This window comes from Bradyrhizobium sp. CER78 (assembly GCF_029846235.1).
Taxonomy (GTDB): Bacteria; Pseudomonadota; Alphaproteobacteria; order Rhizobiales; family Xanthobacteraceae; genus Bradyrhizobium.
In genome coordinates, this window is sequence record NZ_JARVWP010000009.1 from 248,404 (window position 1) to 274,409 (window position 26,006).

A 26,006-nucleotide genomic window follows, 5' to 3' on the forward strand; every position below is an offset into this window, starting at 1 on the left:
CGTGTCATTGCAGAGCGGTCAGTCGAGGAGTCGGGCTCAGCTCAGCAGCACGATCCCGCCAGGCAGCAACCGCACACGCGCATCGAACGCCTGCTGGATTTGGGTCAGGATCTCGTCCATGCGATCGATACGAAAACGGCCGCTGACGGGTAGCCGCGCGATCTCGGTGTTGACAATGAAGATGCGGCCGGGCCGGTAGCGGTTGATCTCCTCGACCACATCAGCCAGCGGCGTAAAGCGAAACAGCAGAATGCCGCGTTGCCAGGCGGAGGCAACCTCGATATCGGCTTCGGCAAGGCTCTCCCCTCGCGTGTCGTAGCGCAGTTGCTGCCCTTGCTTCATGGCGGTCACCTCGGCGCCGCCCTCGACCTTCAGCGCGCCCTTGAGGCAAGTCACGCAGACCGGCCGCTCGCCGCCGGTCGCCACATAGCGCACGTCGAACTGCGCGTTGTCCGCAAGAATCCAGCGGTCGGCCGCGCGGACGCCAAAGCTGCGCCCGGTTGTGGCGAACGCCGCCTCGCCGGAGAGCAGCTCGATCCACGCAGCGCCGGGATCGGCGGGCCGCAGCGCGATGCTGGTTTGTACGTTCATTCGGATTGAAACATCGCCCGGTAGCGCCACGCTGCGCTGCTCGCCGGTGCCGGTCCGGTAGTCGGCAGCGAACTCCGACCAGGACGGCCACAGGCCGAGCGGCGGACGCGCCAACGCATAGACGCCCGCCGCCGAGGCCGCGAGGCCGCCACCGAGCAATACACGGCGATTGAGCGGCCGCGGCGCGCTGCTCGACTGCCTCGCCAGCGCAGCCGCCCGCACATTGCGGCCGGCCGGTGCAAGGTCTCGCCACAGGTGGCTCGCGGCGGCGAACGCGGCAGCATGCTCTGCGCTCTGGGCACACCAGCTCCGCAGCGCTTCGGCATCAGCCGCGGTGGCCTGTCCGGAGGTGAGATGCCGCACCCAGCCGACCGCCTCCCGCTTGAGCGGATCAAATCCCATATCGTCGTTATCCGTTGCGCTCATGGCCGGCGTCCGCCGCGTGCCTGCCCAGGCCGGGACATGGCTTTTCTCACCACCCCTCTCACAATGACGTTTCCTGCCCGGCGAAACCGCATGTTATCCGCCGCTCCGACCACGCCGCGCCAGACAATATTCCTGTGCCCGCTGCAGCTCCAGATCCACCAGGCGCAAGGAAATGCCGAAGCGGCGGGCGATCTCCTGCCGCGGCATCCGGTCGAGCCGTGCCGCGAGCAGAATTTCACGGCGCCGCTCCGGCAGCTCGTGCAGGATGGCTTCGAGCTTGCGCAGGTCGGAACGCGCGCGCGCCACCTGCTCGGGATCGGGCGCGCCATCGGCGATCTGCAGCAGCCCGTCGACCTCGGCGGCGCTCAGGGTGCGGCTATCCGCATTGCGCTGGCGATCACGCGCCGCGTTCATGGCGACACCAAAGACGTAGTTGCCGGGATTGCCGACCGTACCGACAGAATCCACCTGGGCGATGCGGAGCCAGGCGTCGTGCAGCGCGTCACCCGCGAGCTCGGACGATCCCAGCCGCCGCGTCAGGCGGCGCTTGAGCTCATCATAGCGCTCGACCAGCAGACGTCTTATCAAGGCAAGGGACGCTTCGGTCATGGGCGTGCCGGAGAACCGTCACAAGCCATCGTGACGCCGGATCCCTGCGGAACGACCACCAGGGTCACGGGCTGGGCAAGGCCCACCGGCGGCGCCACGTGGACCTGCATCCGGCGCAGAGCGCGATCGATGCCTGCATCGATCGTGGCGCTGCCCGCCGAGCCCAACCGCTCGAACCGCTCCACATTACCGGCCGGATCAATCCAGAACTGCAACGCGATCCGATAACCGCCCGGCCGCGCATCGGCCTCCCCGCACAGCGCAGCCCGAAGCTCGGTCTGCAGCCGCGCATAATAATGGTTCACGGGAGCCGGCAGCGCCACCTGCGTCGTGGCCGGTATCGGATAGAGGACGAAAGACGTCTCTCCGAGCGCACGCGCCGACAGACCGGTGCCTGCGAGCAGCCGCGCGAGCGCCATGCCCGCAGTCATGGGTCCCTGAACGGCGCTGGAATGCCGTCCGGCCGTCAGGTTGCTGTTGTAGAGGACGCTTCGACCAGCCACGTCACCATAGTGCTCCAGCGCGGCCGCCAGCGGCTGGGCTGCGATATCGAAGTCGATTTGCTTCCCCTCCGCCGATGCCTTCGGCGCCGCCAAGACAATGGCACCGAACACCAGCGCACGGCACAGCCGGGCGCTCCGGGCCTGCGCTCGCGCATCCGGGGGCAACTCGACTCCTCGCGTTACAAGATTGTCATGGTCGGGCCGGGACCATAGGCAGACCGTGTAACAGCCTCATGTCAGGAAGATCGGATGGCCGGACAGCCGATCGTCTCCGCAGCCGACCTGGTCGGCCTGCCCTTCATCGGCTCGAGCGAGGCACCCGCCTCGGTGAAGCCGTGCGTGACAGCTTTGCCCGAGCCGGCGCGCCGTTCCAGCCGACCGTCGAAGTGCGCTATTGCAATACGGCCTGCGTGCCGGCGGCGGCTGGCGTCGGTGCGGCCGTCGTCGATCCCTTCTCTCCGCGCCAAGGCGGTAGCAACGGTCTTGTCGTGCGCCCCTTCGCGCCCAAGACACTCGCTGTCGCCTACATGCTATGGTCGGAGGCAGAGCCCTTGTCGCGGTTGGCGAAGGCGTTCCTGAGCGAAGTTCGGCAGGCGAGCCGGTTGCTGGACTGAATGCGGCAAAGAAGGCACGAGGAAACCGGCTGTTGACTTTTTTAGCGCCTGTTTGATGCTGGGCGCACGTTAGCGAGGTCGGACGAATTGCGAGACAGGAAGTGGGATGAGCGGTTCATGCTTCTGGCGCATCATTTGGCGCACTGGAGCATTGAAAAGGGACGCCGCGTGGGCGCCGTCGTGGTCGGGCCCGATTATGAGATCCGCTCGACCGGGTACAATGGCCTGCCACGCGGGGTCAACGATGCGGTGGAAGAGCGGCACTCCCGTATCACCGGCGCAAAATACGTCTGGAGCTGCCATGCCGAGCAGAACGCCATTTTCAACGCTGCGCGCATCGGGATAGCGCTCAAGGGCTGCACGATCTACGTGCCCTGGTTCCCCTGCGTGGAATGCACCAAGGCGATTATCCAATCGGGCATATCGGAGGTCGTCGGCTATGAGCCTGACCGGCCGAATTCCAACTGGTCCCAGGATTTTGCGATTGCCGGTACGATGCTGAAGGAAGCAAACGTCGCGGTACGGTTCATTCCGAGGCTCGCAGAGCTGCCGGATGTTTCCGACGAAAGCGATTGATCGCCGAATCCTCCGACCAGCCTCGACTATCGAGTCCCGTAGGCACGGTCACCCGCATCGCCAAGGCCCGGCAGGATGAAGGCGTTTTCGTCCAGCCCTTCGTCGATCGCGGCAAGCCAGATTGGAACATCCGGGTGAATGCCGCGCATGCGTTCGACCCCTTCAGGAGCGGCGATCAGACTGACCAACCGGATGTCGTTGGCACCACGCTCCTTCAGCCGGTCCACCGCCGCGACGGACAGATTGGCTGTCGCCAGCACCGGGGAAATCACGATCACGAGTCTCTCGTGCAGATCGCTCGGCGCCTTGAAAAATACTCCACGGCCACGAATGTTTCGGGCTCGCGATAAAGGCCGATATGGGCGACACGCGCCGTCGGCACGAGGTCCAGCATGCCTTCCGCAAAGGTGACACCGGCGCGCAACACAGGCGCGAACACCAGTTTCTTGCCTGATATCTCCGGCGATTTCATTTTCGCCAGCGGTGTCTCGATCTCGACATCCGCCAGTGGCAGATCGCGGGTCACTTCGTAGCAGAGAAGCATCCCGATCTCCTTGAGGAGTTCTCGAAACGACTTGGTCGAGGTGTCCTTGCTGCGCAACAGTGTCAGCTTGTGCTGTACCAGCGGGTGGCTAACGATCGTGACGCCTTCCATACCGAGCCCCTGCCCTAAAACACCGTACCGTCGCTGATGATCTTGATCGGAGGCGACGCGTCGGCGCGGCGCTCACGCGCCAGCCGTCGGCCCGCAGCCCAGGTTCCTCCTTCGAGGATTTTCGCCAGCGGCAGCGCGTTTGCGTCGAGCCCGAGACGACGCCGCACATCATCCGCGACGCGGTCGAGCAACGCCACCGTCAGCCCCCGCCATTCCACAACAAGCGTCGAAGCGACATCATGCTCCCGGAATGCATCGCCCTCGTCGCAGAATGTCAGCACGCCATTGTCGAGGAAAAGACCACCGTTTCGGTACTCGGCAAGGCCGGTCAACCCATCGATATCGGTCACGGCAATGCCGGCATTCTGCAGCGGCTCGATCAGCGAATAGGCCAACCACTGCGAAAGCTTGTGCAACGGCATGAGCTGGCTGGTCACATCGTCAGTCGCCAGGACCGGATGCTTCCAGCAATCACCGAGCGCGATCCCGCCAAGCCTCAGTCGCGACGGCCAGATTGGCCCAAGCTCCGTCAAAAGCTCCGACAGTATCGTCGGCGCGGGAAGTCTGCGATCGTCGGTCAGCGATGCCAGCCGATCGAACAGCCCGCCGGGCCGCGGCGTATCGCAGCTGCCGAAGACATCGGACTTCGCGGCCACCAGGCGGCCGAGGCTGCGCAACAGATTCACCCTGCCGTCGACGCCGACCAGCGGATTGGCGTCCGACACCTGCATGCCGCGTGCGAGGTCGGTCACGGATAGATTCGCGAGCACCTCGGCATCGGCGCGAAGCGGCTGCCGCGGATCGGAGGAGAATGCGCCAGCGGCAAACATCGCAAGCGAGACCAGTCCCAATCCCTCCGAACGGCCAATCGCCGATCCGGTCACAGGGTCGTGGTAACGCCATGATGGCCCGGCGCCGGCGTCGAGAAAGACGCTGACCATGGCCAGATCGAATTCGGCACGGGCCCGTGCCGCGGAATCCTGCCATGCGATCCGATCAGCCAGGGCCGTCCAGCGATCGGCACCGTCACTAGAAAAATGCCGCCAGCGCGAATGAAACGGCACGGCCAGCGAGGGATACGCCTTTCGCGTGGTCTCCACCACCAGTTCGGCCGTCGCATCCATGCGGTCGAGGTCGACGTGGAAGTTCGGCAGCCGGTCCTCGAGGCCGACGGCAAGAAGCTTGTGCGCGCGCTCCCGCACCGCGCCTGCATTGAGCAACGACAGGGCCGCCGACGCCTCGGGACTCACAGCCGCGCTCAATACTTGTCGAGCGAGCGGCCGACGAAGTCCCGCTCGGTTGGCTCCTCGGCCGAGTAGTAGCCGGCCGCCTTCTTGGCGACGATCTCCACTTGGGCATCGGCCGGCACCAGATCGTCGGGGATCGGCACGCGCTCGACGATGTCGATGCCTTGGCTCACCAGCGCGTCATACTTCATGTCGCTCATCGAAACGAAGCGATCGATCCGCTTCAGTCCGAGCCAGTGCACGACATCAGGCATCAACTGCTGGAATCGGGCATCCTGAACCCCCGCGACGCATTCGGTACGTTCGAAATACTGGGCGGCGGCATCGCCGCCGTCCTGCCGCTTTCGCGCATTGTAGACTAGGAATTTGGTCACCTCACCGAGGGCGCGACCTTCCTTGCGGTTGTAGATGATGATGCCGAGCCCGCTGGTCTGTCCGGCGCGCACGCATTCCTCGATGCCGTGCAGCAGATATGGGCGGCAGGTGCAGATGTCCGAGCCGAACACGTCGGAGCCGTTGCATTCGTCATGCACGCGGCAGGTGATTCTGGTGCGATAGTCCGGCAGTTTGGCAACATCGCCGAACAAATAGGCCGTGGTGCCACCGATCGGCGGCAGGAACACGTGAAGGTCAGGCCGTGTCACCAGTTCCGGAAACATGCCGGCCGTCTGCTCGAACAATTGCCGGCGCAGATTGCTTTCGGTCGTGGCGAAGCGAGCTGCGATTCCGGGCAGATACCAGACCGGGTCGATCGCGATCTTGACAACGGAGACGCTGCCACTCTCGTGAACGACAACACCGTCACGCTTGAGCCGACCGGCGGCGATCGCCGCATGTAACTCGGGCAAATCGAGGCGGGCGCGGGTGACGGCAATGCTCGGACGGATATCGACGCCCTCGGCGATCTCGTTCGCGAACGCCTCTGCAGCCAGGTGTCCCCATGGATCGAGCGAGACGATCCGGTTCGGATCGGTCCATTGCGGGAATGGCCCAACCGTGGCGGCAGGTTGCGTATTGGTCAGGTCCGGACGCCGGATCGGATCGAGTGCGCCCGACGAGACCGCCAGCGCGCGATAGATCGAATAGGAGCCGCTGTGGGTGCCGATGACATTGCGCTGCTGGGGGCGTGACACCGTCCCGATCACCGGCCCGCGTTCACGCGCCGTGGCCGCTCCCCAATGAATCGGGAAATCGATCTTCGCGCCGGGCGCCGGATGGGATGTAATCCGAATATGATCGGTTCGATTAGAACGAGTCATCATCACGCACCAATGGATACAGACTGCCGGCGGGGCGGATGGGCCCGGTTGCCAGCAATCGAAGGATTCTTCAGTATGGCCGAATTGCGGCTGAACACAACGGCCGTTTCGCAAGCCTCGCGGGCACATTAGCCGTAGGGTTTACGACGCGATCATGACCCGCGCAGCCGGGCCAGCCCCATTTGCCCGGCGGCACGATAGTCAAGGACCGCATGGGGCATACTCCTTGCACGACACTCCACTTGCGCCACTCCAGATAAGCGATCTCATGACCAAGAACAGCGTGAACCTCGTCAGCCATCCCCTGGTCCAGCACAAGCTCTCGCTGATGCGCGACAAGGATCGCTCGACCAAGGGGTTTCGCGAGCTTCTGAACGAGATCGGAATGCTGCTCTGCTACGAGGTCACCCGGGACTTGCCGTTGGAGATGGTCGACATCGAGACGCCGGTCGCGGCGATGAAGGCACCACAAATCGCGGGCAAGAAGCTTACGCTCGCGCCGATCCTGCGGGCGGGTGTCGGATTTCTCGATGGCATGTTGGCGCTGGTGCCGTCGGCGCGTGTAGCGCATATCGGCCTCTATCGGGATCCGGTAACACTTGAAGCCGTGGAATACTTCTTTAAGGCGCCGCAGGATGTGTCGGAGCGCATCGTGATCCTCCTGGATCCGATGCTTGCCACCGGAAACTCAGCCTGTGCTGCGGTCAGCCTGCTCAAGTCGCGAGGCGCCCGAGACATCCGGTTCGTCTGCCTGCTCGCCGCTCCCGAGGGGATCGCCCGATTTCAGGATGAGTGTCCCGACGTCCCGATCTGGACGGTTGCGATCGACGAAAGACTGAACGATCACGGTTACATCGTGCCAGGCTTGGGCGATGCCGGGGACCGCATGTTCGGCACCAAGTAGGCGTACGGCATCGGCTCTGATGAAAATGCGATCAACCTGACCGATTTTGTGAGCACGCCCCATGCCCTCACATTGCTCGAGGCCAACGAAAGGATCCATCAACACACAACGGCCGGCAGCGCCTTCGAACGCGGAAAGCTTCGATGGGGTCGGCATTGGCTTGCGAAAAGGCCTTTTTTGACATCGCCTCAATCGCTTACGTAACTAAGCCTGAGGAAGCGGGCTAACGCGACAGCTTGACCTGCGAAATCTGGCCAGAGCGGCGCAGGCGACTGCGTCGAACGGCGGAATGTGCCCAGTTTTTGGGTCCTCTGTCGCAATTTTTGGCACACCTGTTGCATCCCATCACGCATAGCGCCCCGAGCGACAGCTCGCCCTGGGTCCTCGGTAAGACGATGCGGAATGGTGCGGATGACGACGACGGCGGCGCTCGAACTGGTGCAATTGACGAAGATGTACGGCGGCGTCACCGCCGTTGACGCCATCAACCTCAGGATTCCTGCCGGCTCCTATTGCTGCCTGCTCGGGCCGTCCGGCTGCGGCAAGACATCGACACTGCGCATGGTGGCCGGTCATGAATCGGTGACCTCAGGCGACATCCTTGTCGGGCCGAAGAATGTGACGGACTTGCCGCCTGCCGATCGAAGCACGGCGATGATGTTCCAGTCTTACGCCCTGTTCCCTCATCTTTCCGTCATCGACAATGTCGGCTTCGCCTTGAAGATGAAAGGCGTAGCCAAGGCCGTGCGCCATGCCGAGGCCAGAAAATTGCTGGGGCTCGTCGACATGCAGCATTATGCGGCAAGGCTACCCGGCCAGCTTTCGGGCGGCCAGCAGCAGCGTGTGGCGCTGGCGCGCGCGCTGATCACCTCTCCCCAAATCCTGCTGCTGGATGAGCCGCTTTCGGCGCTTGATCCGTTTTTGCGACTGCGGATGCGAGCCGAACTGAAAAAGCTGCAGCGCGAGCTCGGGCTGACCTTCATCCATGTGACGCACGGCCAAGACGAGGCGATGGCGCTGGCCGACATCGTGGTGCTGATGAACGGCGGCCGGATCGAGCAGCAGGGTTCGCCGCGTGACATCTTCAACTATCCCCGAACCGAGTTCACGGCGAAATTCATTGGCGGCCACAACGTCATTGCCATGGGCTCCGAGACCTTCGCCATACGGGTCGATCGGCTGATGCTGAAGCGACCGAACGAAGCCGTTGCTGGTCCGTCGGTTGCAGGCACCATCAGCGAGATCGAATACCAGGGGACCTATGTCCGCGTCGTCATCGCTATCGACGGGGGACCCGAAATTTCGGCCCAGATCACCGAAACCCAATTCGACGCAGCCCACTACGCCGTCGGTGAGCGTGTTCTTGCCACGTGGGATCCGGCGCAGGCCAGCCTTCTCAAGACCACCAGTTCTGCAATCGTCCGGTCGCCCGAAAAGGCGGCGTGACACCAAGGGAGATCATCATGACCAAATCTTCGAAGCTCGGTCGTAGCATCAGCCGTCGCGCCATGTTGAAGGGCACCGCCGGAGCGGTCAGCCTTGCGGCAGGTTCAGGCATGATCACCGGATTTCCCTATATCCATGCGGCCGAGCCGAAAGTCCTGCGCTATCTCGGGACGGCGGTGAACGAAGGCGACGAGATCTCAAAGAAATGCCTGGAGGATACCGGGATCAAGATCGAATACATCACCGCAACTACCGACGACGTGACCAAGCGCGTGATCACCCAGCCCAACTCGTTCGATGTGCTGGATACCGAATATTTCTCGCTGAGGAAGCTCGTGCCGTCGGGCAACATCTTTGCGCTGGACGCCAAGAAGATCAAGGAATTCGGCAACATCACCCCGGTGTTCACCAAGGGCCAGTTGCCGAACGGCAAGAAGATCGGCGATCAGGGCACCGCGCCGTGGAAGGTGCTCTATCTCGAGGGGGCGAACTCGAAGACATTCTCCAAGACGCCGACCGAGTTCGTGACGCTGATCCCCACCGTCTACAACGCCGATACGCTCGGCATCCGGCCCGACCTGATCAAGCGGCCGATTTCATCCTGGACCGAACTGCTCAACCCCGAATTCAAGGGCAAGGCCTCGATTCTCAACATTCCGTCGATTGGAATCATGGATGCCGCGATGGTGGTCGAAGCCAGCGGTCAACACACCTATGCCGACAAGGGCAACATGACGAAGCCCGAGATTGATCTCACCATGAAGATCATGACGGAAGCCAAGAAGGCCGGCCAGTTCCGCGCGTTCTGGAAGGACTTCAACGAGTCCGTCAACCTGATGGCATCGGGTGAAACCGTCATCCAGTCGATGTGGTCGCCCGCGGTCACCAAGGTACGCTCGATGGGAATCCCCTGCACCTTCCAGCCGCTCAAGGAAGGCTATCGATCGTGGGCGTCGGGCTTCTGCGTCTCGAAGGCGGTTTCGGGACCCAAGCTCGATTGGGCCTATGAATTCGTGAATTGGTATCTGTCGGGCTGGGCAGGCGCCTATCTCAATCGTCAGGGCTATTATTCCGCTGTGCTGTCGACCGCCAAGGCCAACATGACGGCGGACGAGTGGGGCTACTGGATGGAAGGTAAGACCGCCGTCAACGACATCAAGGCACCCGACGGCACCATTCTCGAGAAGGCCGGCGCCAAGCGTGACGGCGGATCCTACGACGATCGCATGGGCGCCGTCGCCTGCTGGAACGCGGTCATGGACGAGAACGATTACATGGTGCGCAAGTGGAATGAATTCATCGCCGCTTGATGCAATCCAGATGACTTGAGCGGCAGGACTTGCCGGGCCAAAGCGCATGGCAAGTCCTGCTTCGCCATCACCGCGACCGGCCTTTCAATGACGCAAGACCGCAAGACCTTCGTTGCCTGGCTGCAAGCCGCACCGATGATGCTCGTTTTCGCGCTGTTCTTTCTGCTGCCGTTGCTCTTCGTGACGATCGTCAGCGCATGGGACTACAACGAATATGAGATGATTCCGGCCTTCAGCCTGCGCGGCTACACCGATACGTTCGAAGGATGCATTGCCGACCTGCCCAATCTCTGCACCATCCTGAAGACCTATCTGAACACGCTGAAATTATGCCTGCTGACCTGGGGCCTGACCCTGCTGATCGGCTTTACTGTCGCCTATTTTCTCGCGTTCCACGTCCGATCCAAGACCTGGCAGATCGTGCTCACCCTGCTTTGCACCATCCCGTTCTGGACGTCGAACGTCATCCGCATGATTGCGTGGATTCCGCTTCTTGGCCGGAACGGATTGGTCAACAGGGGCCTCGAGGGCGCAGGTTTGATCAAACAGCCGCTGGAGTGGCTGCTGTTCTCCGAGTTTTCGGTCGTGCTCGCCCTCGTTCACCTCTTCACGTTCTTCATGGTGGTGCCGATCTTCAATTCGATGATCCGCATCGACAAGCGGTTGATCGAAGCCGCCTATGATGCCGGCGCCAGCGGATGGCAGACGCTGGTGAACGTCATCATTCCGCTGACCAAACCCGGTATCGTCATCGGCTCGATCTTCGTGATCACGATCGTGATGGGAGATTTCGTCACGATAGGCGTGATGGGCGGCCAGCAGATTGCGTCCGCCGGGAAGATCATCGAGTCGCGCCTCAATGCGTTGCAATTCCCGGCGGCGGCAGCCAACGCGGTCATCCTGCTCGGCGTCACGATCCTGATCATTTCGGCGCTGACCCGGATCGTCGATATCCGTAAGGAGCTGTGAGATGAGCGAGAGGCGGCCGAGGTCCTTTTACTTTCTCGCTGCGTTCTTCAGCGCCTATGTCCTGTTCCTCTATGGACCAATGTTCGCGATCTACATCCTGTCGTTCCAAGGCCCCGATGGTGGTTTGACCTTCCCCATGAACGGCGTGTCGCTGGTGTGGTTCGGCAAGGTGTTCTCGGGTTCGGGCATCGTCGACATCGGGGCAGCATTCAAGCGATCGCTTCAGCTCGGCCTCGTGGTCATGGTGTTGACGGTCGTTCTTTCCGTTTCGGCCGGCCTCGCCTTCCGCAGATCGTTCCGCGGTGCGACCTTGCTGTTTTATGTTGCGATCGCAAGCCTGATCATGCCCTCGATCATCACCTCGCTCGGCATCGCCCTGGAATTCCGCCTGCTTGACGATTTCATCATCAAGAGCGGCGCTGCGAATTGGACGACGGCGATGGGGCTTTTCACGTCCGGCCTCGGCGCGCATCTGACCTGGACCCTGCCCTTCGGCCTGTTGATCATGTTTGCGATCTTCAACAGGTTCGACGGTCGTCTTGAAGAGGCGGCGCGCGATCTCGGCGCAACGCCTTGGCAAACATTTCGCCATGTCGTGCTACCTATTATCCTGCCGTCCGTCGTCGGTATCGGCCTGTTCGGATTTACCTTGTCCTGGGACGAACTCGCGCGATCGAGCCAGACCATCGGCTCGGTCAACACACTGCCGCTCGAGTTGCAGGGTCTGACAACCACCGTGACAAAGCCGGACATCTATGCGCTGGGAACACTGACGAGCGCGGTATCCTTTCTCGTGATTCTTTCGGCGCTGGTTGTCATTCTCGTGCTTCAGGCCCGGCAACGACGCCACGGGTCGGACGCCGGCAAGGGAATGGTGTAGAACCAACCTCATGCGCATCCTGATCGTCAACCCGAACACCACCGCCGCCATGACGGAAAAGATCGGCCGGGCCGGCCGCGCCGTTGCCGCCCAGGGGACGGAGATCATCGCCGTCAACCCGGCGGATGGGCCGGTCTCCATCGAAGGTTATTATGACGAGGCATTTTCGGTGCCCGGGCTGCTGGCCGAAATCGTCCAAGGCGACGCAACAGGCGTTTCTGCTCACATCATTGCTTGTTTCGACGATACCGGCCTTGATGCGGCGCGCTGCATCGCGCAGGCTCCCGTCATCGGTATCGGCGAGGCGGCGTTTCATTTGGCCACGATGCTCGGTCATCGCTTCACGGTCGTGACCACCCTCTCCCGGTCCATTGCGGCCGTTGAGAACAATCTTTTGAAGTACGGGCTGGCCAGCCGGTGCGCGAGGGTGCGCGCATGCGAAGTGCCCGTTCTGTCACTCGATGACCCCGCGTCCAATGCGGCCGCACAGATCAGCGCGGAAATCGAACGATCCAAGCGGGAGGACCACGCCGAAGTGGTCGTGCTCGGATGCGCCGGCATGGCCGATTTGGCCGCGCGGCTTTCGGAAACCCACGGGCTGCCCGTGATCGACGGGGTCGCGAGTGCGGTCAAGCTGGCGGAAGCGTTCGGAACGTTGGGTCTCAGGACATCCAAGATTGGGGCTTATGCGCAGCCGCGACCAAAGGCGTATCTCGGGTCTTTCGGACCATGCGAACCCCGTTAGCGCCCCTTCTGCGATCCATGGCGACGGTCCGACGAACCAAGACTATACTATCTGAGGGCAAGCGAAGCCGGCAGATTCGACCGAGAATGCTACATGACGTTCGACACCATCATTCGCGGCGGCACCGTGGCGACAGCCTCCGACACCTTCCGGAGCGACGTCGGGATCTCGGCCGGACGGATCACTACCCTCGGGCTTGATCTCGGCGCCGCACGGCAGGTCATCGATGCCACCGATCGCCTGGTGTTGCCGGGCGGCATCGACAGCCATGTCCATATCTCGCAGCCGAATGGCCCCGGCATCGTGATAGCCGATAATTTCGAAAGCGGCACGCGCGCCGCCGCCTTCGGCGGCAACACCATGGTGCTGCCGTTCTGCCTGCAGGAACGCGGACAGAGCCTGGGCCAAGCGGTGCGCGACTATCACGCCAAGGCCGACGGCAATTGCTGCGTCGACGTTAGCTTCCATCTCATCATCTCCGATCCGACCGAGCAGGTGCTCGGCCAGGAACTGCCGGCGCTGATCAAGGACGGCTACACCTCGTTCAAGGTATTCATGACCTATGAGGACCTCGCGCTCAGCGATCGCCAGATCCTGGAAGTGATGTCGGTGGCGCGCGAGACCGGCGCGCTGGTGATGGTGCACGCGGAAAACTTCGATGCCATCCGCTTCCTCACCGACCGCCTGGAACGAGCCGGCAAGACCGCGCCGAGGGGGCGCACCAGCTTCCGCTGGGTGCCGAACGGCATTCCCGATATCGAGACGCGGCTGCCGATCCTGTTTTCCGAAGGCGTCTCCAAGGGACGCATCGATCTCAACCGCTTCGTCGCGTTGTCGGCGACCAACCACGACAAGACCTACGGCCTCTATCCACGCAAGGGCACGATCGCGGTCGGCTCGGATGCGGATATCGCGATCTGGGATCCAAAGCGCGAGGTCACGATCAGCCAGCAGATCCTGCATCACGGCGCCGACTACACGCCGTATGAGGGACTCCGTGTCACCGGCTGGCCGATGACCACGCTGGTGCGTGGCGAGGTGGTCGTGTCGGATGGCGCGCTGACCGGCCGCAAGGATCACGGCCAGCATCTTGCGCGGGACATCTCGTCCTTTGCGCCGCCGTTGGTGAGCGCGGGAACATATGTTCATGGTTGACATCGCGGCATTGAGCCAGGAGCAAGCCGACGAGCATTTTCTGCGAAGGTCCTTTGATGTGGCGCGCCGGGCGCTCAGCCATGGCAACCATCCCTTCGGCGCAATTCTGGTCGACCACGACAGGCGGGTGCTGCTTGAAGTCGAAAATGGCTTCATGCCGCCACGCGACGGCACGGCGCATGCCGAGCGGTTGCTGGCAACACAGGCCTGCGTGACCCTTCCCGCCAGCGTCTTGCGCCAAGCAACGCTTTATTCTTCTGCGGAACCTTGCGCCATGTGTGCGGGCGCAATCTATTGGGCAGGCATCGGCCGGGTCGTCTATGGCCTGAGTGAGCATGCATTGCGCGAACTCACCGGCGACCACCCCGAGAATCCAACGCTCAACCTCCCTTGCCGCGAGGTATTCGGCAGCGGACAGCGCCCGACCGAAATCGTCGGACCCCTGCTTGAGACGGAGGCCGCGGCACTCCATCAAGACGTCTGGCAACGCAACCGAACCAGCTAAGCTTAACTCCCTTGCCCGGCAACAGAAAAATGGCGCCGCGGGGAGCATCGCGGCGCCATCAGTGCCACCCGGAGGAACGGTCCAGGTGGATCAGAACTTCACGCTGATGCCGGAATAGAGCGATTCCTCGGTGCAGGAATTATTGCTGACGCCGGCAGCGACGTTACAGACGACACTCTTGGCGTGGTCGAGGCCGAACTTGTTCTGCCAATAGCGATAGGCCACCCAGACGTCGACGAAGTGTGAGTATTTCGGACCCCAGAACGCCTTGCTCGCGTCGAAGGTCAGGCGGATCGGCTCGGAGTTGAGTTCGACCGCCGTGCTGATATTGGTGACCGGATTGAAGGCCATCGGCTCGTTCTCGGTGCCCTTCTTGCCGTACCAACCGGCGCGGCCGCTGATCGAGAAATACTGCATGTTCTCGGGCAGGAAGCCGAGATCCATGTAGTAGTTTACCTCGACGGCCCAGGTCGGCTTGAATTTGGTGTTGCCGTCGATGAGGCACGTCACGCCCGGTACGCCCGGTCCGAACAGACCGCACTGGTCGAACGCGTTGTGATTGGAGAACTCGTAGTACATCAACGGCGACACGTTGATGTAACCCTTGTAGGGAAGATTGAATTCGAACTGGAGACCGGCAACGACGTCACGCTTGGCCGGCGCGAGGAAGTTGTTCTCCGTGTTGGCGTCCATGCCGACTTCGAACGAGATGTTGTTCAGCGGCCCCATGCTGAACGCCTTGGTGTTGAAGATCTGATTCCAGCCGAAGGTCGACCGGAACAGGCCGTAGATCTCGGTAGCGCCGGCGCAGGTGGCTGGAGCTCCGGTGATGGTCACGCCGACATTCGAGCACGGCGACGCCGGGTCGTTGTGATCCGACTTGTACATCGAGATTGTGAAGAAGTTCTGGCCATAGGCCCAGATGTCGAAGTGCGTAAAGGAATAGACCTGCTTTGCAGTCTTTCCGTCGATGCTACCGTCGGGGCGACGGGAGAAGACGCCGGGATCGGTACCGGAGAAGATGTACGAATAGGTCACGCGGTCGTCGATGACCAGAAAGAACGGCAGGTCGGCGGCCGGCTTGGGCGCCTTGACCGGCAGATCGGCGGCGCTTGCAAGGTTAGTGGCTGCCGGCATCAGCCCGAGCGATAGCGCGGCGGCTGACAAGGTTCGGCGGAAATTGAACATCGTGAAGACCCCCAAAGTGAAGCATCAGGAATTCAGGCTTCAATGAGAGCCTTGCGCAGCTTGGGGGCGGACAGGAAGCCTGAAGTTTTTTCAGCTGCTGATGCGAGTTTGATCAACAACCTCTGCGAGTTGGTCCGGTTTGATCGGATCTGGCGAGCCAAAAATTCTGCTTCGACTGAATTCAGAACTTTTCAAATTATGCCCATCATTGTTCGGCTTCCGCGACATTTCCGCGCAACGCACGGAGCGCCGTCGACACGCGAAAAAGCCAGACAAAACCGCGTCATCGCGCTCTGCTCAAATTTCCGCCATCGTTGCCTAGCCCTGTGCGAATTGGGTCGACAGTCACAATTCTGCAACAGCGAGGTTCGGGTGCATGGCCGGCCGACGGCCAAGTCGCGCTGCGCCACGCACCGAGGACGCCCCCGTGGATTTACGGAAAAGCTCAACTATGCCGAAGGCTTGAGCAGCTGGTGGCGCTTTTTCGCTACTTACGCATGCAGGAAAACTGGCTCACTATTGCCGCTCCCTCTCCTCATGAACGCGATATCCACGGATGCGAGACACGACATCGGCCGCGCCGCACACGAGTGCCACGCCGCTCTTGCAGACGGTCGGCCTGACCAAGCGATACGGGTCGTTTCTCGCCAACGACAAGATCGATCTCGACGTGTGGCCGCAGCAGATCCACGCACTGCTCGGCGAGAACGGCGCAGGCAAGTCCACCCTCGTCAAGGCCATCTACGGTCTGGTGCAACCCAGCGAGGGCGAACTGCGCTGGGAGGGCCAGACCATGGTGCTGTCGGGTCCGTCGCAGGCCCGCGCCCGCGGCATCGGCATGGTGTTTCAGCACTTCTCGCTTTTCGACAACCTCACCGTTGCCGAGAACGTCGCACTCGGCCTCGATGGCAAGGAATCGTTCAAGGAGATGTCCGCGCGGCTTGAGCAGGTATCCCGCAGCTATGGGCTTCCGCTCGATCCCAAGCGCGAGGTCTGGCAGCTTTCGGTGGGCGAACGTCAACGCATCGAGATCGTACGCGCATTGATGCAGAATCCCAAATTTCTCATCCTGGACGAGCCAACCGCGGTGCTGACGCCGCAGGAAGCCGACCAACTGTTCGTCGTGCTCGAGCGCCTCAAGAGCGAAGGGCGTGCAATTCTCTACATCAGCCATAAGCTCGAAGAGGTGAAGAGGCTGTGCGACACGGCAACTATCCTGCGCGGCGGCAAGAAAGTCTCGACTTGCAATCCCAAAGCGGAGACCGCCGCCTCGCTGGCGCGCATGATGGTCGGCACCGAAATCAAGGAAGTGAAGCCGGCGGCAAGCCGCGAGATCACGGTGCCGCGGCTGGTGATTAACGATCTCAACCTCGACCCCGACGATGCGCATGGCGTGCACCTCAAGGGCATCTCATTGGAGCTCAGAGGTGGTGAAATCTTGGGCATTGCGGGCGTGGCCGGGAACGGACAGGACGAGTTGTTTGCGGCATTGTCGGGCGAGCGGCTCGCCCGCGACCCCGGCACGATCGTGATCGAGGGAATCGCGGCCGGACATCTCTCGATCAGCCGGCGGCGCAAGCTTGGAGCGGCCTTTGTGCCCGAAGAACGTCTCGGTCACGGGACCGCGCCGCGCATGAGGCTTTCGGAGAATGCCCTGCTGACCGGACACGCCGCCGGCAACATGGTGCAGCACGGTTTCGTCAACACTGCGGCGACGCTGAATGCCGTCGACCGAGCGACGGAGACTTTCGACGTGCGCAAGGCAAAGCGTGATCCGGAAGCTGCGAGCCTATCAGGCGGCAACCTTCAGAAATTCATCGTCGGCCGCGAGATCCTGCGCAATCCGGCTGTGCTGGTCGTCAGTCAGCCGACCTGGGGCGTCGATGCCGGTGCGGCTGCCGTGATCCGCCAGGCCTTGCTCGATCTTGCGGCCGCCGGCGCCGCAGTGCTGGTGACGAGCCAGGATCTCGATGAACTCATCGAAATCTCCGACCGGATTGCCGTGATGTTTCACGGCCGCCTGTCCGCATCGCTGCCGACGGCGTCGGCCAGCCGCGAGAAGCTCGGCCTGTTGATGGGCGGCAGCAGCCTCGAAACAAAGGAGCAGGCGCATGCAGCTGATACTTGAGAAGCGCGCCGAGCGGTCGAGGACGGTCGCGCTGGCGTCCCCGCTGATCGCGATCGGGCTCACGATCGTCACCATGACCATCCTGTTCATGGTCCTCGGCAAGAATCCAATCTCGGCGCTCTACGTCTATTTCATCGTACCGCTCGCCGACGGCTACTCGCTGCAAGAGATCGCCGTGAAAGCGACCCCGCTGGTGATGATCGCGATCGGTCTGTCGCTTTGCTACCTCGCCAACGCCTGGAACATTGGCGCAGAGGGCCAGTTCCTGATGGGCGCGGTCGCAGGAAGCTGGATTGCGGTGAAAACGCAGGGGACCGGGGCCGGCCATTGGGTGCTGCCGGCGATGCTGTTGCTCGGCGCCCTCGCCGGCGCGCTCTACGCCCTGATCCCCGCAATCTGCAAGGTCAGGTTCGGCGCCAGCGAGATCCTGACCTCGCTGATGCTGGTCTACGTGGCCGACCTGTTACTCGACTATCTGGTCCGCGGACCCTGGCGCGATCCGCAAGGCTTCAACTTTCCGACCACCGCCGAGTTCGACCCAGTCGCCACGGTGCCGACACTGATCGAGGGTGGCCGACTGCATCTGGGCTCCATCCTGGCACTGATCGTGGTAGCCGCCGGGGCCGTACTGCTCGGCAAGACCATCAAGGGGTTCGAAATCCGCGTGGTGGGCGCAGCGCCCCGCGCGGCCCGTTTTGGCGGATTCAACGCCAATCAACTCATCCTGCTGACGTTTGCGATCTCAGGTGCGCTTTCGGGGCTCGCCGGGATCATCGAGGTCGCGGGCCCGGTCGGCCATCTCCAGCCGGGCATCTCGCCGGGCTACGGCTTCACGGCGATCATCGTTGCCTTCCTCGGCCGCCTGAATCCGATTGGAATATTAATTGCAGGGCTCTTTCTCGCACTCACCTTCATTGGCGGCGAGCAGGCGCAGATCACCATGAAAATCCCGTTGGACGTCACCAAGGTTTTCCAGGGAATCCTGCTGTTCTACGTGCTCGCCTGCGACTCCCTCATTCTCTATCGCTTCCGCATCGTTTCGTCGTCTCCGCAGGTGGCACGTGGAGCTCACTGAAGCCATCATCCTGTCGGTTCTGGCGGCCTCGACACCCCTGTTGCTGGCAGCGACCGGTGAACTGGTGGCCGAGCGCTCCGGCGTGCTCAATCTCGGCGTCGAGGGCATGATGATCGTCGGCGCCGCATGCGGCTTCGGCGGAGCGTGGCTGACGGGCTCGATCATCATCGGCGCGCTTTGCGGCATGTTTGCCGGCGTGCTGATGTCGCTGCTGTTTGCCGCGATGGCGCTCGGGCTTGCGGTCAATCAGGTCGCCACCGGTCTGGCGCTGACCATCTTCGGCGTCGGCTTGTCGGGCCTGATCGGCGCACGCTTCGTCGGCGAACGGATTACACCGGCGCCGCATCTCCATATCCCCTACGTCAGCGACATTCCGCTGATCGGACGCGTCCTGTTCGGCGAGGATGGATTCGTCTATCTATCGCTGGCGCTGGTCGTGGCGGTGTGGTGGTTCCTGTACCGGATGCGGGCCGGGCTGATCCTGCGAGCCTGCGGCGACAACCACGTCTCGGCGCACGCGCTGGGCTATCCGGTGCTGAAGATCCGGATGTATGCCGTGATGTTCGGCGGCGCCTGCGCCGGGCTTGCCGGCGCCTATCTGCCGCTCGCCTACACGCCATTCTTCATTCCGGGCATGACCGCCGGCCGCGGCTGGATTGCGCTCGCGCTGACGGTTTTTGCCTCCTGGTTGCCCGGCCGGCTGGTGATCGGAGCCTACCTGTTCGGCGCGGTGACTATTCTGCAATTGCACGCACAGGGCGCCGGAATCGGCATTCCGTCTCAATTCATGTCGTCCCTGCCCTATCTCGCAACGGTGATCGTGCTCGTGCTGCTGTCGCGCGCGCGGACGGGCGGCTCAACCGCGCCTGCGGCGCTCGGCACCGTGTTCGTCCCGGATCGCTGACATCGATTTCCGGGCGGGCGCGATGGGGGGCGCCGTCCTGGATTGTGGTTCACCCCGCACTTGGAGGACATTCACGATGAATAGGAACTTGCTTGGGGCCGCCGCAGCGCTTCTGATCGCCGGAAGCCTGACGAGCAGCGCCGTCGCGGCTGACAAGCTGAAGGTGGGGTTCATCTATCTCGGACCGGTTGGAGATCTCGGCTGGACCTATCAGCATGAACTTGCCCGACAGGCGCTGGTGAAGGAGCTCGGCGACAAGATCGAAACCACCTTTCTCGAAAACGTCCCGGAAGGCCCCGACGCCGAGCGCGCCGTCGAGCAGCTCGTCCGCGCCGGCAACAAGCTGATCTTCACCACCTCGTTCGGCTACATGGACCCCACGCTGAAAGTGGCGAAGAAATATCCCAACGTGCACTTCGAGCACTGCTCTGGTTACAAGCGCGACAACAACATGGCGACCTACTCGGCGCGCTGGTACCAGGGTCGTTACATCCAGGGAGAAATCGCAGCCAAGATGTCAAAGGCCGGCGTGCTCGGCTATATCGGTTCGTTCCCAATCCCTGAAGTCGTCTCGGGCATCAATGCGACCATGATCGGCGCGCAGACGATCAATCCAAACATCAAGGTCAAGATCATCTGGGTCAACTCGTGGTTCGATCCCGGCAAGGAGGCCGATGCCGCCAAGGCGCTGCTCGATCAAGGCGCCGACATCATCATGCAGCACACCGATTCGCCCGCCGCGATGCAGATCGCAAGCGAGCGCGGCAAGCTTGCATTCGGCCAGGATTCCGAGATGATCAAGTTTGGTCCCAAGTCACAGCTCACCTCGATCCTCGACACCTGGGCCCCCTACTACATCGAGCGGGTCAAGGCGGAGCTCGACGGCACCTGGAAGTCCGGAGATGTTTGGGGCGGCCTCGAGACCAAGATGTTCGAAATGGCGCCCTACACGAACATGCCGGACGACGTAAAGAAAATGGCCGAAGGTACCCAGGCTGCGATCACCGCCGGCAAGCTGCATCCGTTCAAGTGTCCGGTTGTCGGCCAGGACGGCAAGGAGGTCGAATGCAAGGGCGGCGATCACCTCGAAGATAGCCAGATCCTGGGCATGAATTTCTATGTCAAGGGTATCGACGACAAGCTTCCCGGCAAGTGAGCGATCGCCCGATGATAGATCCCTCCCCTCAGGGGAGGGATCTTTCAAGGCGACTCTCGGAAAGGATCATGTTCGAACAAGGAGCTGAGGCGCGATGACCATTCGACTCAATCTTATCGCGCTTTAGCCGGTCTGCATCGCCCGGGCAGCGGCGCTGTGACGACGGATCAGATCGGCGACATCGAGGCCCGGGATCGCTCCATCGATCACGGTCCAATGACCGCCTACCATAACGCGATCGGCACGATGCGCGCCACACAGGACGAGAGCGGCAAGCGGATCACCGTATCCGGAGAAGCGCAGTTCGTCCGGCTTGAACAGTGCGAGATCAGCCGCCTTGCCGACTGCGATTTCACCCAGTTCGGGCCGCCCGACGCAAGCCGCGGAGCCCCTGGTTGCCCATCGAAGCGCATCGATGTGACTGACGCGATTGACGCCGTACCGCGCCCGCTGCAACAGGAACGCCGCGCGTACTTCCTGCATCAAATTCGATCCGTCGTTGGAGGCGGAACCGTCGACGCCAAGCCCGATTCCGACGCCGGCCTCCTCCATCTCGCAGACCGGGCAGCAGCCCGACGCCAAGACCTGGTTGCTGCATGCGCAATGGCTGATCGTCGTCCCTGCCCTGCCAAGCCGCACCATCTCGCCTGCATTGAAATGAACGCCGTGGGCAAGCCAGGTACGCGAATTGAGCCAGCCGCATTGTTCGAGATAGTCCAACGGGCGACAGCGGTATATGCTCTCGCAAAACCTGTTCTCGTCCTCGGTCTCGGCGAGATGGGTGTGCAGGCGAACGTCGAGTTTGTCGGCAAGCTCCGCCGTCTTGCGCATCAGCGACGTTGTCACCGAGAACGGCGAGCAGGGCGCCAGCGCAATCTGCACCATCGCATTCTCGCCGCGCTGATGATGTCGAGAGACGACGCGCTCGCTGTCGGCCAGGATCGTGTCCTCGTCCTGCACCACGCTGTCGGGCGGCAAGCCGCCATCGCGCTGCGACAGGTTCATCGAGCCGCGCGTGAGCAGCACGCGCATGCCGAGTTGCCTGGCCACCTCAACCTCGATGTCGATGGCGTCCTCCAGCCCCGCGGGAAACACATAATGATGATCGGTTGTCGTGGTGCAGCCCGAGAGCAGCAATTCCGACATCGCCACCTTGACGCCAAGTTCCAGCGAGCCCGGCGTCAGTCGTGCCCACACCGGATAGAGCGCCTGAAGCCAGGGAAACAGCTCGCGATCGAGGGCGGCAGGCAGGGCACGCGTCAGGGTCTGGTAGAAATGGTGATGGGTGTTGATCAGGCCCGGCAGAACGACATGCGCGCTGGCATCAAAGATCACCGCGTCGGCGGCCGCAGCTTCGCGGCCACGGCCAACCAGTTCGACGATCTTGCCATGACGGACGACAACGCCGCGTTCGGCCCCGTCGGCCAGAATGGAGAGTGGATCCTTGATCCAGATCGGTTGCGTTTTAGCCATGACCCCAATCATCATGCTCGACTGCGTGGCAAAGCCCAAAGATGCAAGGATCAGCCCAGAATGGCGCTAGTCTTGCAAGATTGCCTTGCGAGGGCGGAACAGGAAAGACTTATATTGCAATGGACTTGAACACCATCAGGGAGGTTGCGCGTCCGCGGACACGCGCACAATTGCCCGTTTGGACGGCAGGCGATGCATGGCTTGCGGGCGGCACGTGGCTGTTCTCCGAGCCGCAGACGCATTTGAACCGCCTGATCGACCTGACCGACCTGAAATGGCCCGCCTTGACCGTTGATGGCGATCACCTCAGCATCGCAGCGACCTGCACCGTGGCGCAGCTCGACGGTCTCGCCTTCCCGCCGGACTGGATCGCGGCACCGCTGATCAACCAGTGCTGCCGCGCTTTCCTGGCATCTTTCAAGATCTGGAAGACGGCGACCGTTGGCGGCAATATCTGCATGTCACTGCCGGCGGGACCGATGATCTCACTAACCTCGGCGCTCGATGGCATCTGCACGATCTGGCGCGCCGACGGCGGCGAGCATCGGATTCCAGTCGCTGATTTTGTGACCGGCAACCAGCGGAACGTGCTCGCAGCCGGCGATCTGTTGCGGCAAGTCGACGTACCGCAGGCCGCGCTGCGGCGGCGCTCGGCGTTCCGCCAGATATCGTTGACGCCGGTTGGCCGCTCCGCGGCGCTCCTGATTGGGAGCGTCGATGGCACCGGCGCGCTGTCGCTGACAATCACCGCCTCAACTGTACGGCCGATCAAGCTCTCCTTTGCGGATTTGCCCGGGCGAGAGGCTCTGAGCAACGCCATCCTTCAGCAGATCCCGGAAGCGGCGTACCATGCCGACGTTCATGGCAAACCGATGTGGCGCAAGCATATGACCTTGCGCCTGGCCGAGGAGATCCGCAGCGAACTCGCCACCGACCCATGAGCTTCGGCATCACATGAGCATCGAGATCAACGGCAGAACATTTGCGGAGACGCCTCGTCCCGGCCAATGCTTGCGCACGTTTCTGCGAGAGCTCGGACAGTTCGGTGTCAAGAAGGGCTGCGACGCCGGTGATTGCGGCGCGTGCACTGTCCTGCTGGATGGCGAGCCGGTCCATAGTTGCGTGATCCCGGCATTCCGCGCCGAAGGACGCGCCGTCACGACAATCGAGGGCTTCGGGTCCGAAGGCGGGACGCATTCTCTGCAACAGGCGTTCCTGGATGCCCAGGGATTTCAATGCGGCTTCTGCACCGCAGGCATGATCCTGACCTGCGCCTCGCTCAACCAGGCACAGCGGCAGGAGCTCGGCGTAGCGCTGAAAGGCAACATCTGCCGCTGCACCGGGTATCGCTCGATCCAGGATGCGATGGATGGAAAGTCGAATGTCGAGGATGCCGCCGCCGGTGGCGCCTTCGGGCGCAGCCTCCCTGCACCGGCCGGACCGCTCGTGGTGCGGGGTGCTGCTCCCTACACGTTCGATATCGCGCTTGACCGGTTGCTGCACATCAAGCTGCTGCGCTCGCCGCATCCGCATGCGAGGATCATCGGGATCGACAAGGCTGCGGCGCTCGCGGTGCCGGGCGTGCATGCCGTCCTGACGCATGAGGACGCACCCAAAATCCTGTTTTCGACCGCGCGGCACGAAAGGGATTGGATGGACCCGGACGACACCCGCGTGCTTGACGACACGGTGCGCTTCATAGGGCAGAAGGTCGCGGCTGTGGTGGCCGAAACCGAGGCGGCGGCCGAGGAAGGTTGCCGCCGGCTCAAGGTCGATTACGACATCTTGCCGGCGGCGACGGACCCGGCGCTGGCGATCGCGCCGGGTGCGCCGGTGATCCACGGCGACAAAACCGCCGAAATCCATCGTGTCAGCAACGCAGCCCGCAATGTCGTCGCCGAAAAGCACGGCGAATTCGGCGATGTCGCCAGCGCGCTCGCAAGTTCCACCGCTATCTATGAAGGCACGTTCACGACTCACCGGGTCCAGCACGCCGCCCTGGAAACCCACGGCGGACTTGCCTGGATCGATGCCGGTGGCCTGCTGAATGTCCGCTCCAGCACGCAAGTGCCTTTCCTGATCCGAAGATCGCTGGCGCAGATCTTCGATCGCCCGCTCGACAAGGTACGGGTGTTCTGCGAGCGCGTCGGAGGAGGATTCGGCGGCAAGCAGGAAATGTTCGTTGAGGACATTCTGGCGCTCGCCGCGATTGCAACCGGCCGGCCGGTCAAGCTCGAATTCACCCGCGAGGAACAGTTCATCGCGACCTCGACCCGGCATCCGATGCGCGTCACTGTCAAGGCCGGCGCCGACAGCGACGGCAAGCTGACGGCGCTGCAGCTCGACGTGCTCTCCAATACCGGTGCCTATGGCAACCATGCCGGGCCCGTGTTGTTCCACGCCGTCAGCGAATGCATCAGCGTCTATAACTGTCCGAACAAGAAGGTCGATGCGGTCGCGGCCTATACCAACACGGTGCCGGCCGGCGCCTTCCGCGGCTATGGCTTGCCGCAGACACTGTTTGCCGTCGAGGCCGCCATCGACGAATTGGCAAGACAACTCGGCATCGACCCGTTCGAGATCCGCCGACGCAATATCGTGAAGCCCGGCGATGCCATGCTGTCGCCGCCGCCATCGCAGTACCATGACGTGTTCTACGGCTCCTACGGGCTCGACCAATGCCTCGATCTGGTCGAGCGCGCAATGTCCGCGGAACGACCCGACTACGGGCTTTCCGATGACTGGCTGGTCGGTGACGGCGTCGCGCTCACCATGATCGACACCGTGCCGCCAGCCGGGCATCTGTCCGATTCGACGATCACGCTCCGCGACGACGGCGGGTTCGAGCTGACGGTAGGGACCGCCGAATTCGGCAACGGCACCAGCACCGTGCATCGACAGATCGCCGCGACGGCGCTGGCGACGACCGTCGATCGCATCAGCCTGCGGCAGTCCGACACTGCGCTGGGCGGCCACGACACCGGGGCGTATGGTAGCGCGGGTACCTTCGTGGCCGGGCGCGCGACGCAAGCGGCGGCGGAGCAACTTGCCGATGGCATCAAGGCTTTGGCTGCGGAGCTGAGCAACGCCGCCGCCTCGTCATGCATCATCGAGAATGAGACCGCGATCTGCGGGAGCGAACGCCGGTCGTTCTCAGAACTTGCATCGGCCGCAAGGACAAAGGGACGCGTGCTGCAAGCCAGCGGCAATTCGGCCGGCACGCCGCGCTCGGTCGCGTTCAATGTCCAGGGCTTTCGGGTCGCCGTCAACAAGGGCACGGGAGAGGTCCGAATCCTGAAGAGCGTACAGGCCGCCGATGCCGGCCGCGTCGCCAATCCCATGCAATGCCGCGGCCAGATCGAGGGCGGCGTCGCGCAATCACTCGGCGCCGCGCTTTATGAGGAGTTGCTCATCGACGATAGCGGCAGGGTGATCAATCCGACGTTCCGCGACTACCATCTGCCGTCGTTCGCCGATGTACCGCGCACCGAGGTCTATTTCGCCGAGACGTCGGATGCAATCGGCCCGATGGGCGCGAAATCGATGAGCGAGAGCCCCTATAACCCGGTCACCGCGGCGCTCGGCAATGCCATCGCCAACGCCACCGGCATCCGCTTTACCAGCACCCCCTTCAAGCCGGACCGGTTGTTCCCGGCCCTGCATGAAAAGTTCGGCTGAAATCCGCGAG

22 protein-coding genes and 2 pseudogenes are annotated in these 26,006 nt (G+C 62.6%); 16 read left to right on the top strand and 8 right to left on the bottom strand.

Annotated elements, in window-relative coordinates:
- Positions 1–36: 36 nt before the first annotated feature.
- From QDT69_RS21355 to QDT69_RS21365, 3 genes are all read right to left on the bottom strand, one after another.
- On the bottom strand, positions 37–1,017 hold the full coding sequence (locus QDT69_RS21355) for a FecR domain-containing protein (protein WP_279708439.1): 981 nt from the start codon (positions 1,015–1,017) through the stop codon (positions 37–39).
- 93 nt (positions 1,018–1,110) lie between these two features.
- Positions 1,111–1,626, bottom strand: a complete 516-nt coding sequence (locus QDT69_RS21360) for a sigma-70 family RNA polymerase sigma factor (protein WP_279708440.1) — start codon at positions 1,624–1,626, stop codon at positions 1,111–1,113.
- Positions 1,623–2,294: a secretin and TonB N-terminal domain-containing protein gene (locus QDT69_RS21365; RefSeq protein WP_279708441.1), complete on the bottom strand. Its 672-nt coding sequence runs from the start codon at positions 2,292–2,294 to the stop codon at positions 1,623–1,625. Before QDT69_RS21365 ends, QDT69_RS21360 begins: the two co-directional genes overlap by 4 nt.
- A gap of 84 nt (positions 2,295–2,378) precedes the next feature.
- Here QDT69_RS21365 and QDT69_RS21370 point away from each other — a divergent pair.
- Both QDT69_RS21370 and QDT69_RS21375 read left to right on the top strand, forming a co-directional pair.
- Positions 2,379–2,743: pseudogene (locus tag QDT69_RS21370) on the top strand (LysR substrate-binding domain-containing protein); the annotation flags it as partial.
- An 87-nt stretch (positions 2,744–2,830) separates the two neighbouring features.
- Entirely contained in the window at positions 2,831–3,319 is a 489-nt protein-coding gene (locus QDT69_RS21375; RefSeq protein ID WP_279708442.1) for a dCMP deaminase family protein, read from the top strand.
- Positions 3,320–3,345: 26 nt separating this feature from the next.
- Here QDT69_RS21375 and upp (QDT69_RS21380) read toward each other — a convergent pair.
- The 3 genes and pseudogenes from upp (QDT69_RS21380) to QDT69_RS21390 all read right to left on the bottom strand — a co-directional run bounded on the left by upp (QDT69_RS21380) (position 3,346) and on the right by QDT69_RS21390 (position 6,480).
- Positions 3,346–3,974: pseudogene (gene upp, locus QDT69_RS21380) on the bottom strand (uracil phosphoribosyltransferase).
- 14 nt (positions 3,975–3,988) lie between these two features.
- Positions 3,989–5,224 (bottom strand): URC4/urg3 family protein, encoded by a 1,236-nt coding sequence (locus QDT69_RS21385; RefSeq protein ID WP_279708443.1) that lies wholly within the window; start codon positions 5,222–5,224, stop codon positions 3,989–3,991.
- 8 nt (positions 5,225–5,232) lie between these two features.
- Complete coding sequence (locus QDT69_RS21390) at positions 5,233–6,480, bottom strand: GTP cyclohydrolase II (protein WP_279708444.1); 1,248 nt, start codon at positions 6,478–6,480, stop codon at positions 5,233–5,235.
- A 268-nt stretch (positions 6,481–6,748) separates the two neighbouring features.
- Here QDT69_RS21390 and upp (QDT69_RS21395) point away from each other — a divergent pair, with 268 nt between their 5' ends.
- The 8 genes from upp (QDT69_RS21395) to QDT69_RS21430 all read left to right on the top strand — a co-directional run bounded on the left by upp (QDT69_RS21395) (position 6,749) and on the right by QDT69_RS21430 (position 14,394).
- Complete coding sequence (gene upp / locus QDT69_RS21395; RefSeq protein WP_279708546.1) at positions 6,749–7,384, top strand: uracil phosphoribosyltransferase; 636 nt, start codon at positions 6,749–6,751, stop codon at positions 7,382–7,384.
- Between the two features lie 411 nt (positions 7,385–7,795).
- Positions 7,796–8,830 carry an ABC transporter ATP-binding protein gene (locus tag QDT69_RS21400; RefSeq protein ID WP_279708445.1) on the top strand — a complete coding sequence of 345 codons (1,035 nt, stop codon included), beginning with the start codon at positions 7,796–7,798 and terminating at the stop codon, positions 8,828–8,830.
- 17 nt (positions 8,831–8,847) lie between these two features.
- Complete coding sequence (locus QDT69_RS21405) at positions 8,848–10,140, top strand: extracellular solute-binding protein (protein ID WP_279708446.1); 1,293 nt, start codon at positions 8,848–8,850, stop codon at positions 10,138–10,140.
- An 87-nt stretch (positions 10,141–10,227) separates the two neighbouring features.
- Complete coding sequence (locus QDT69_RS21410) at positions 10,228–11,109, top strand: ABC transporter permease (protein ID WP_050419336.1); 882 nt, start codon at positions 10,228–10,230, stop codon at positions 11,107–11,109.
- A gap of 1 nt (position 11,110) precedes the next feature.
- Positions 11,111–11,989 carry an ABC transporter permease gene (locus QDT69_RS21415; protein ID WP_279708447.1) on the top strand — a complete coding sequence of 293 codons (879 nt, stop codon included), beginning with the start codon at positions 11,111–11,113 and terminating at the stop codon, positions 11,987–11,989.
- A gap of 10 nt (positions 11,990–11,999) precedes the next feature.
- Entirely contained in the window at positions 12,000–12,734 is a 735-nt protein-coding gene (locus QDT69_RS21420; protein WP_279708448.1) for an aspartate/glutamate racemase family protein, read from the top strand.
- 93 nt (positions 12,735–12,827) lie between these two features.
- A complete protein-coding gene (locus tag QDT69_RS21425; protein ID WP_279708449.1) occupies positions 12,828–13,889 on the top strand; it encodes an amidohydrolase family protein in 1,062 nt (353 codons plus the stop codon).
- Complete coding sequence (locus QDT69_RS21430) at positions 13,882–14,394, top strand: nucleoside deaminase (protein ID WP_279708451.1); 513 nt, start codon at positions 13,882–13,884, stop codon at positions 14,392–14,394. The genes QDT69_RS21425 and QDT69_RS21430 overlap by 8 nt, the downstream gene beginning before the upstream one ends.
- A gap of 90 nt (positions 14,395–14,484) precedes the next feature.
- Here the strand turns inward: QDT69_RS21430 and QDT69_RS21435 are convergent, their stop codons facing one another.
- On the bottom strand, positions 14,485–15,582 hold the full coding sequence (locus QDT69_RS21435) for a hypothetical protein (protein ID WP_279708452.1): 1,098 nt from the start codon (positions 15,580–15,582) through the stop codon (positions 14,485–14,487).
- Between the two features lie 556 nt (positions 15,583–16,138).
- On the opposite strand from QDT69_RS21435, the gene QDT69_RS21440 reads away from it, so the two are divergent.
- From QDT69_RS21440 to QDT69_RS21455, 4 genes are all read left to right on the top strand, one after another.
- A complete protein-coding gene (locus QDT69_RS21440; RefSeq protein WP_279708453.1) occupies positions 16,139–17,710 on the top strand; it encodes an ABC transporter ATP-binding protein in 1,572 nt (523 codons plus the stop codon).
- Positions 17,694–18,785, top strand: a complete 1,092-nt coding sequence (locus QDT69_RS21445; protein WP_279708454.1) for an ABC transporter permease — start codon at positions 17,694–17,696, stop codon at positions 18,783–18,785. The genes QDT69_RS21440 and QDT69_RS21445 overlap by 17 nt, the downstream gene beginning before the upstream one ends.
- Positions 18,772–19,689 carry an ABC transporter permease gene (locus QDT69_RS21450; RefSeq protein ID WP_279708455.1) on the top strand — a complete coding sequence of 306 codons (918 nt, stop codon included), beginning with the start codon at positions 18,772–18,774 and terminating at the stop codon, positions 19,687–19,689. The genes QDT69_RS21445 and QDT69_RS21450 overlap by 14 nt, the downstream gene beginning before the upstream one ends.
- Before the next feature lie 76 nt (positions 19,690–19,765).
- Positions 19,766–20,845, top strand: coding sequence for a BMP family ABC transporter substrate-binding protein (locus QDT69_RS21455; RefSeq protein WP_279708456.1), 1,080 nt, complete (start codon positions 19,766–19,768; stop codon positions 20,843–20,845).
- A 123-nt stretch (positions 20,846–20,968) separates the two neighbouring features.
- On the opposite strand, the gene QDT69_RS21460 is transcribed toward QDT69_RS21455, so the two are convergent.
- A complete protein-coding gene (locus tag QDT69_RS21460; RefSeq protein WP_279708457.1) occupies positions 20,969–22,318 on the bottom strand; it encodes an 8-oxoguanine deaminase in 1,350 nt (449 codons plus the stop codon).
- Between the two features lie 119 nt (positions 22,319–22,437).
- On the opposite strand from QDT69_RS21460, the gene QDT69_RS21465 reads away from it, so the two are divergent.
- Positions 22,438–23,259, top strand: coding sequence for an FAD binding domain-containing protein (locus QDT69_RS21465; protein WP_279708458.1), 822 nt, complete (start codon positions 22,438–22,440; stop codon positions 23,257–23,259).
- Positions 23,260–23,272: 13 nt separating this feature from the next.
- Entirely contained in the window at positions 23,273–25,996 is a 2,724-nt protein-coding gene (locus tag QDT69_RS21470) for a molybdopterin cofactor-binding domain-containing protein (protein ID WP_279708460.1), read from the top strand.
- Positions 25,997–26,006 lie beyond the last annotated feature (10 nt).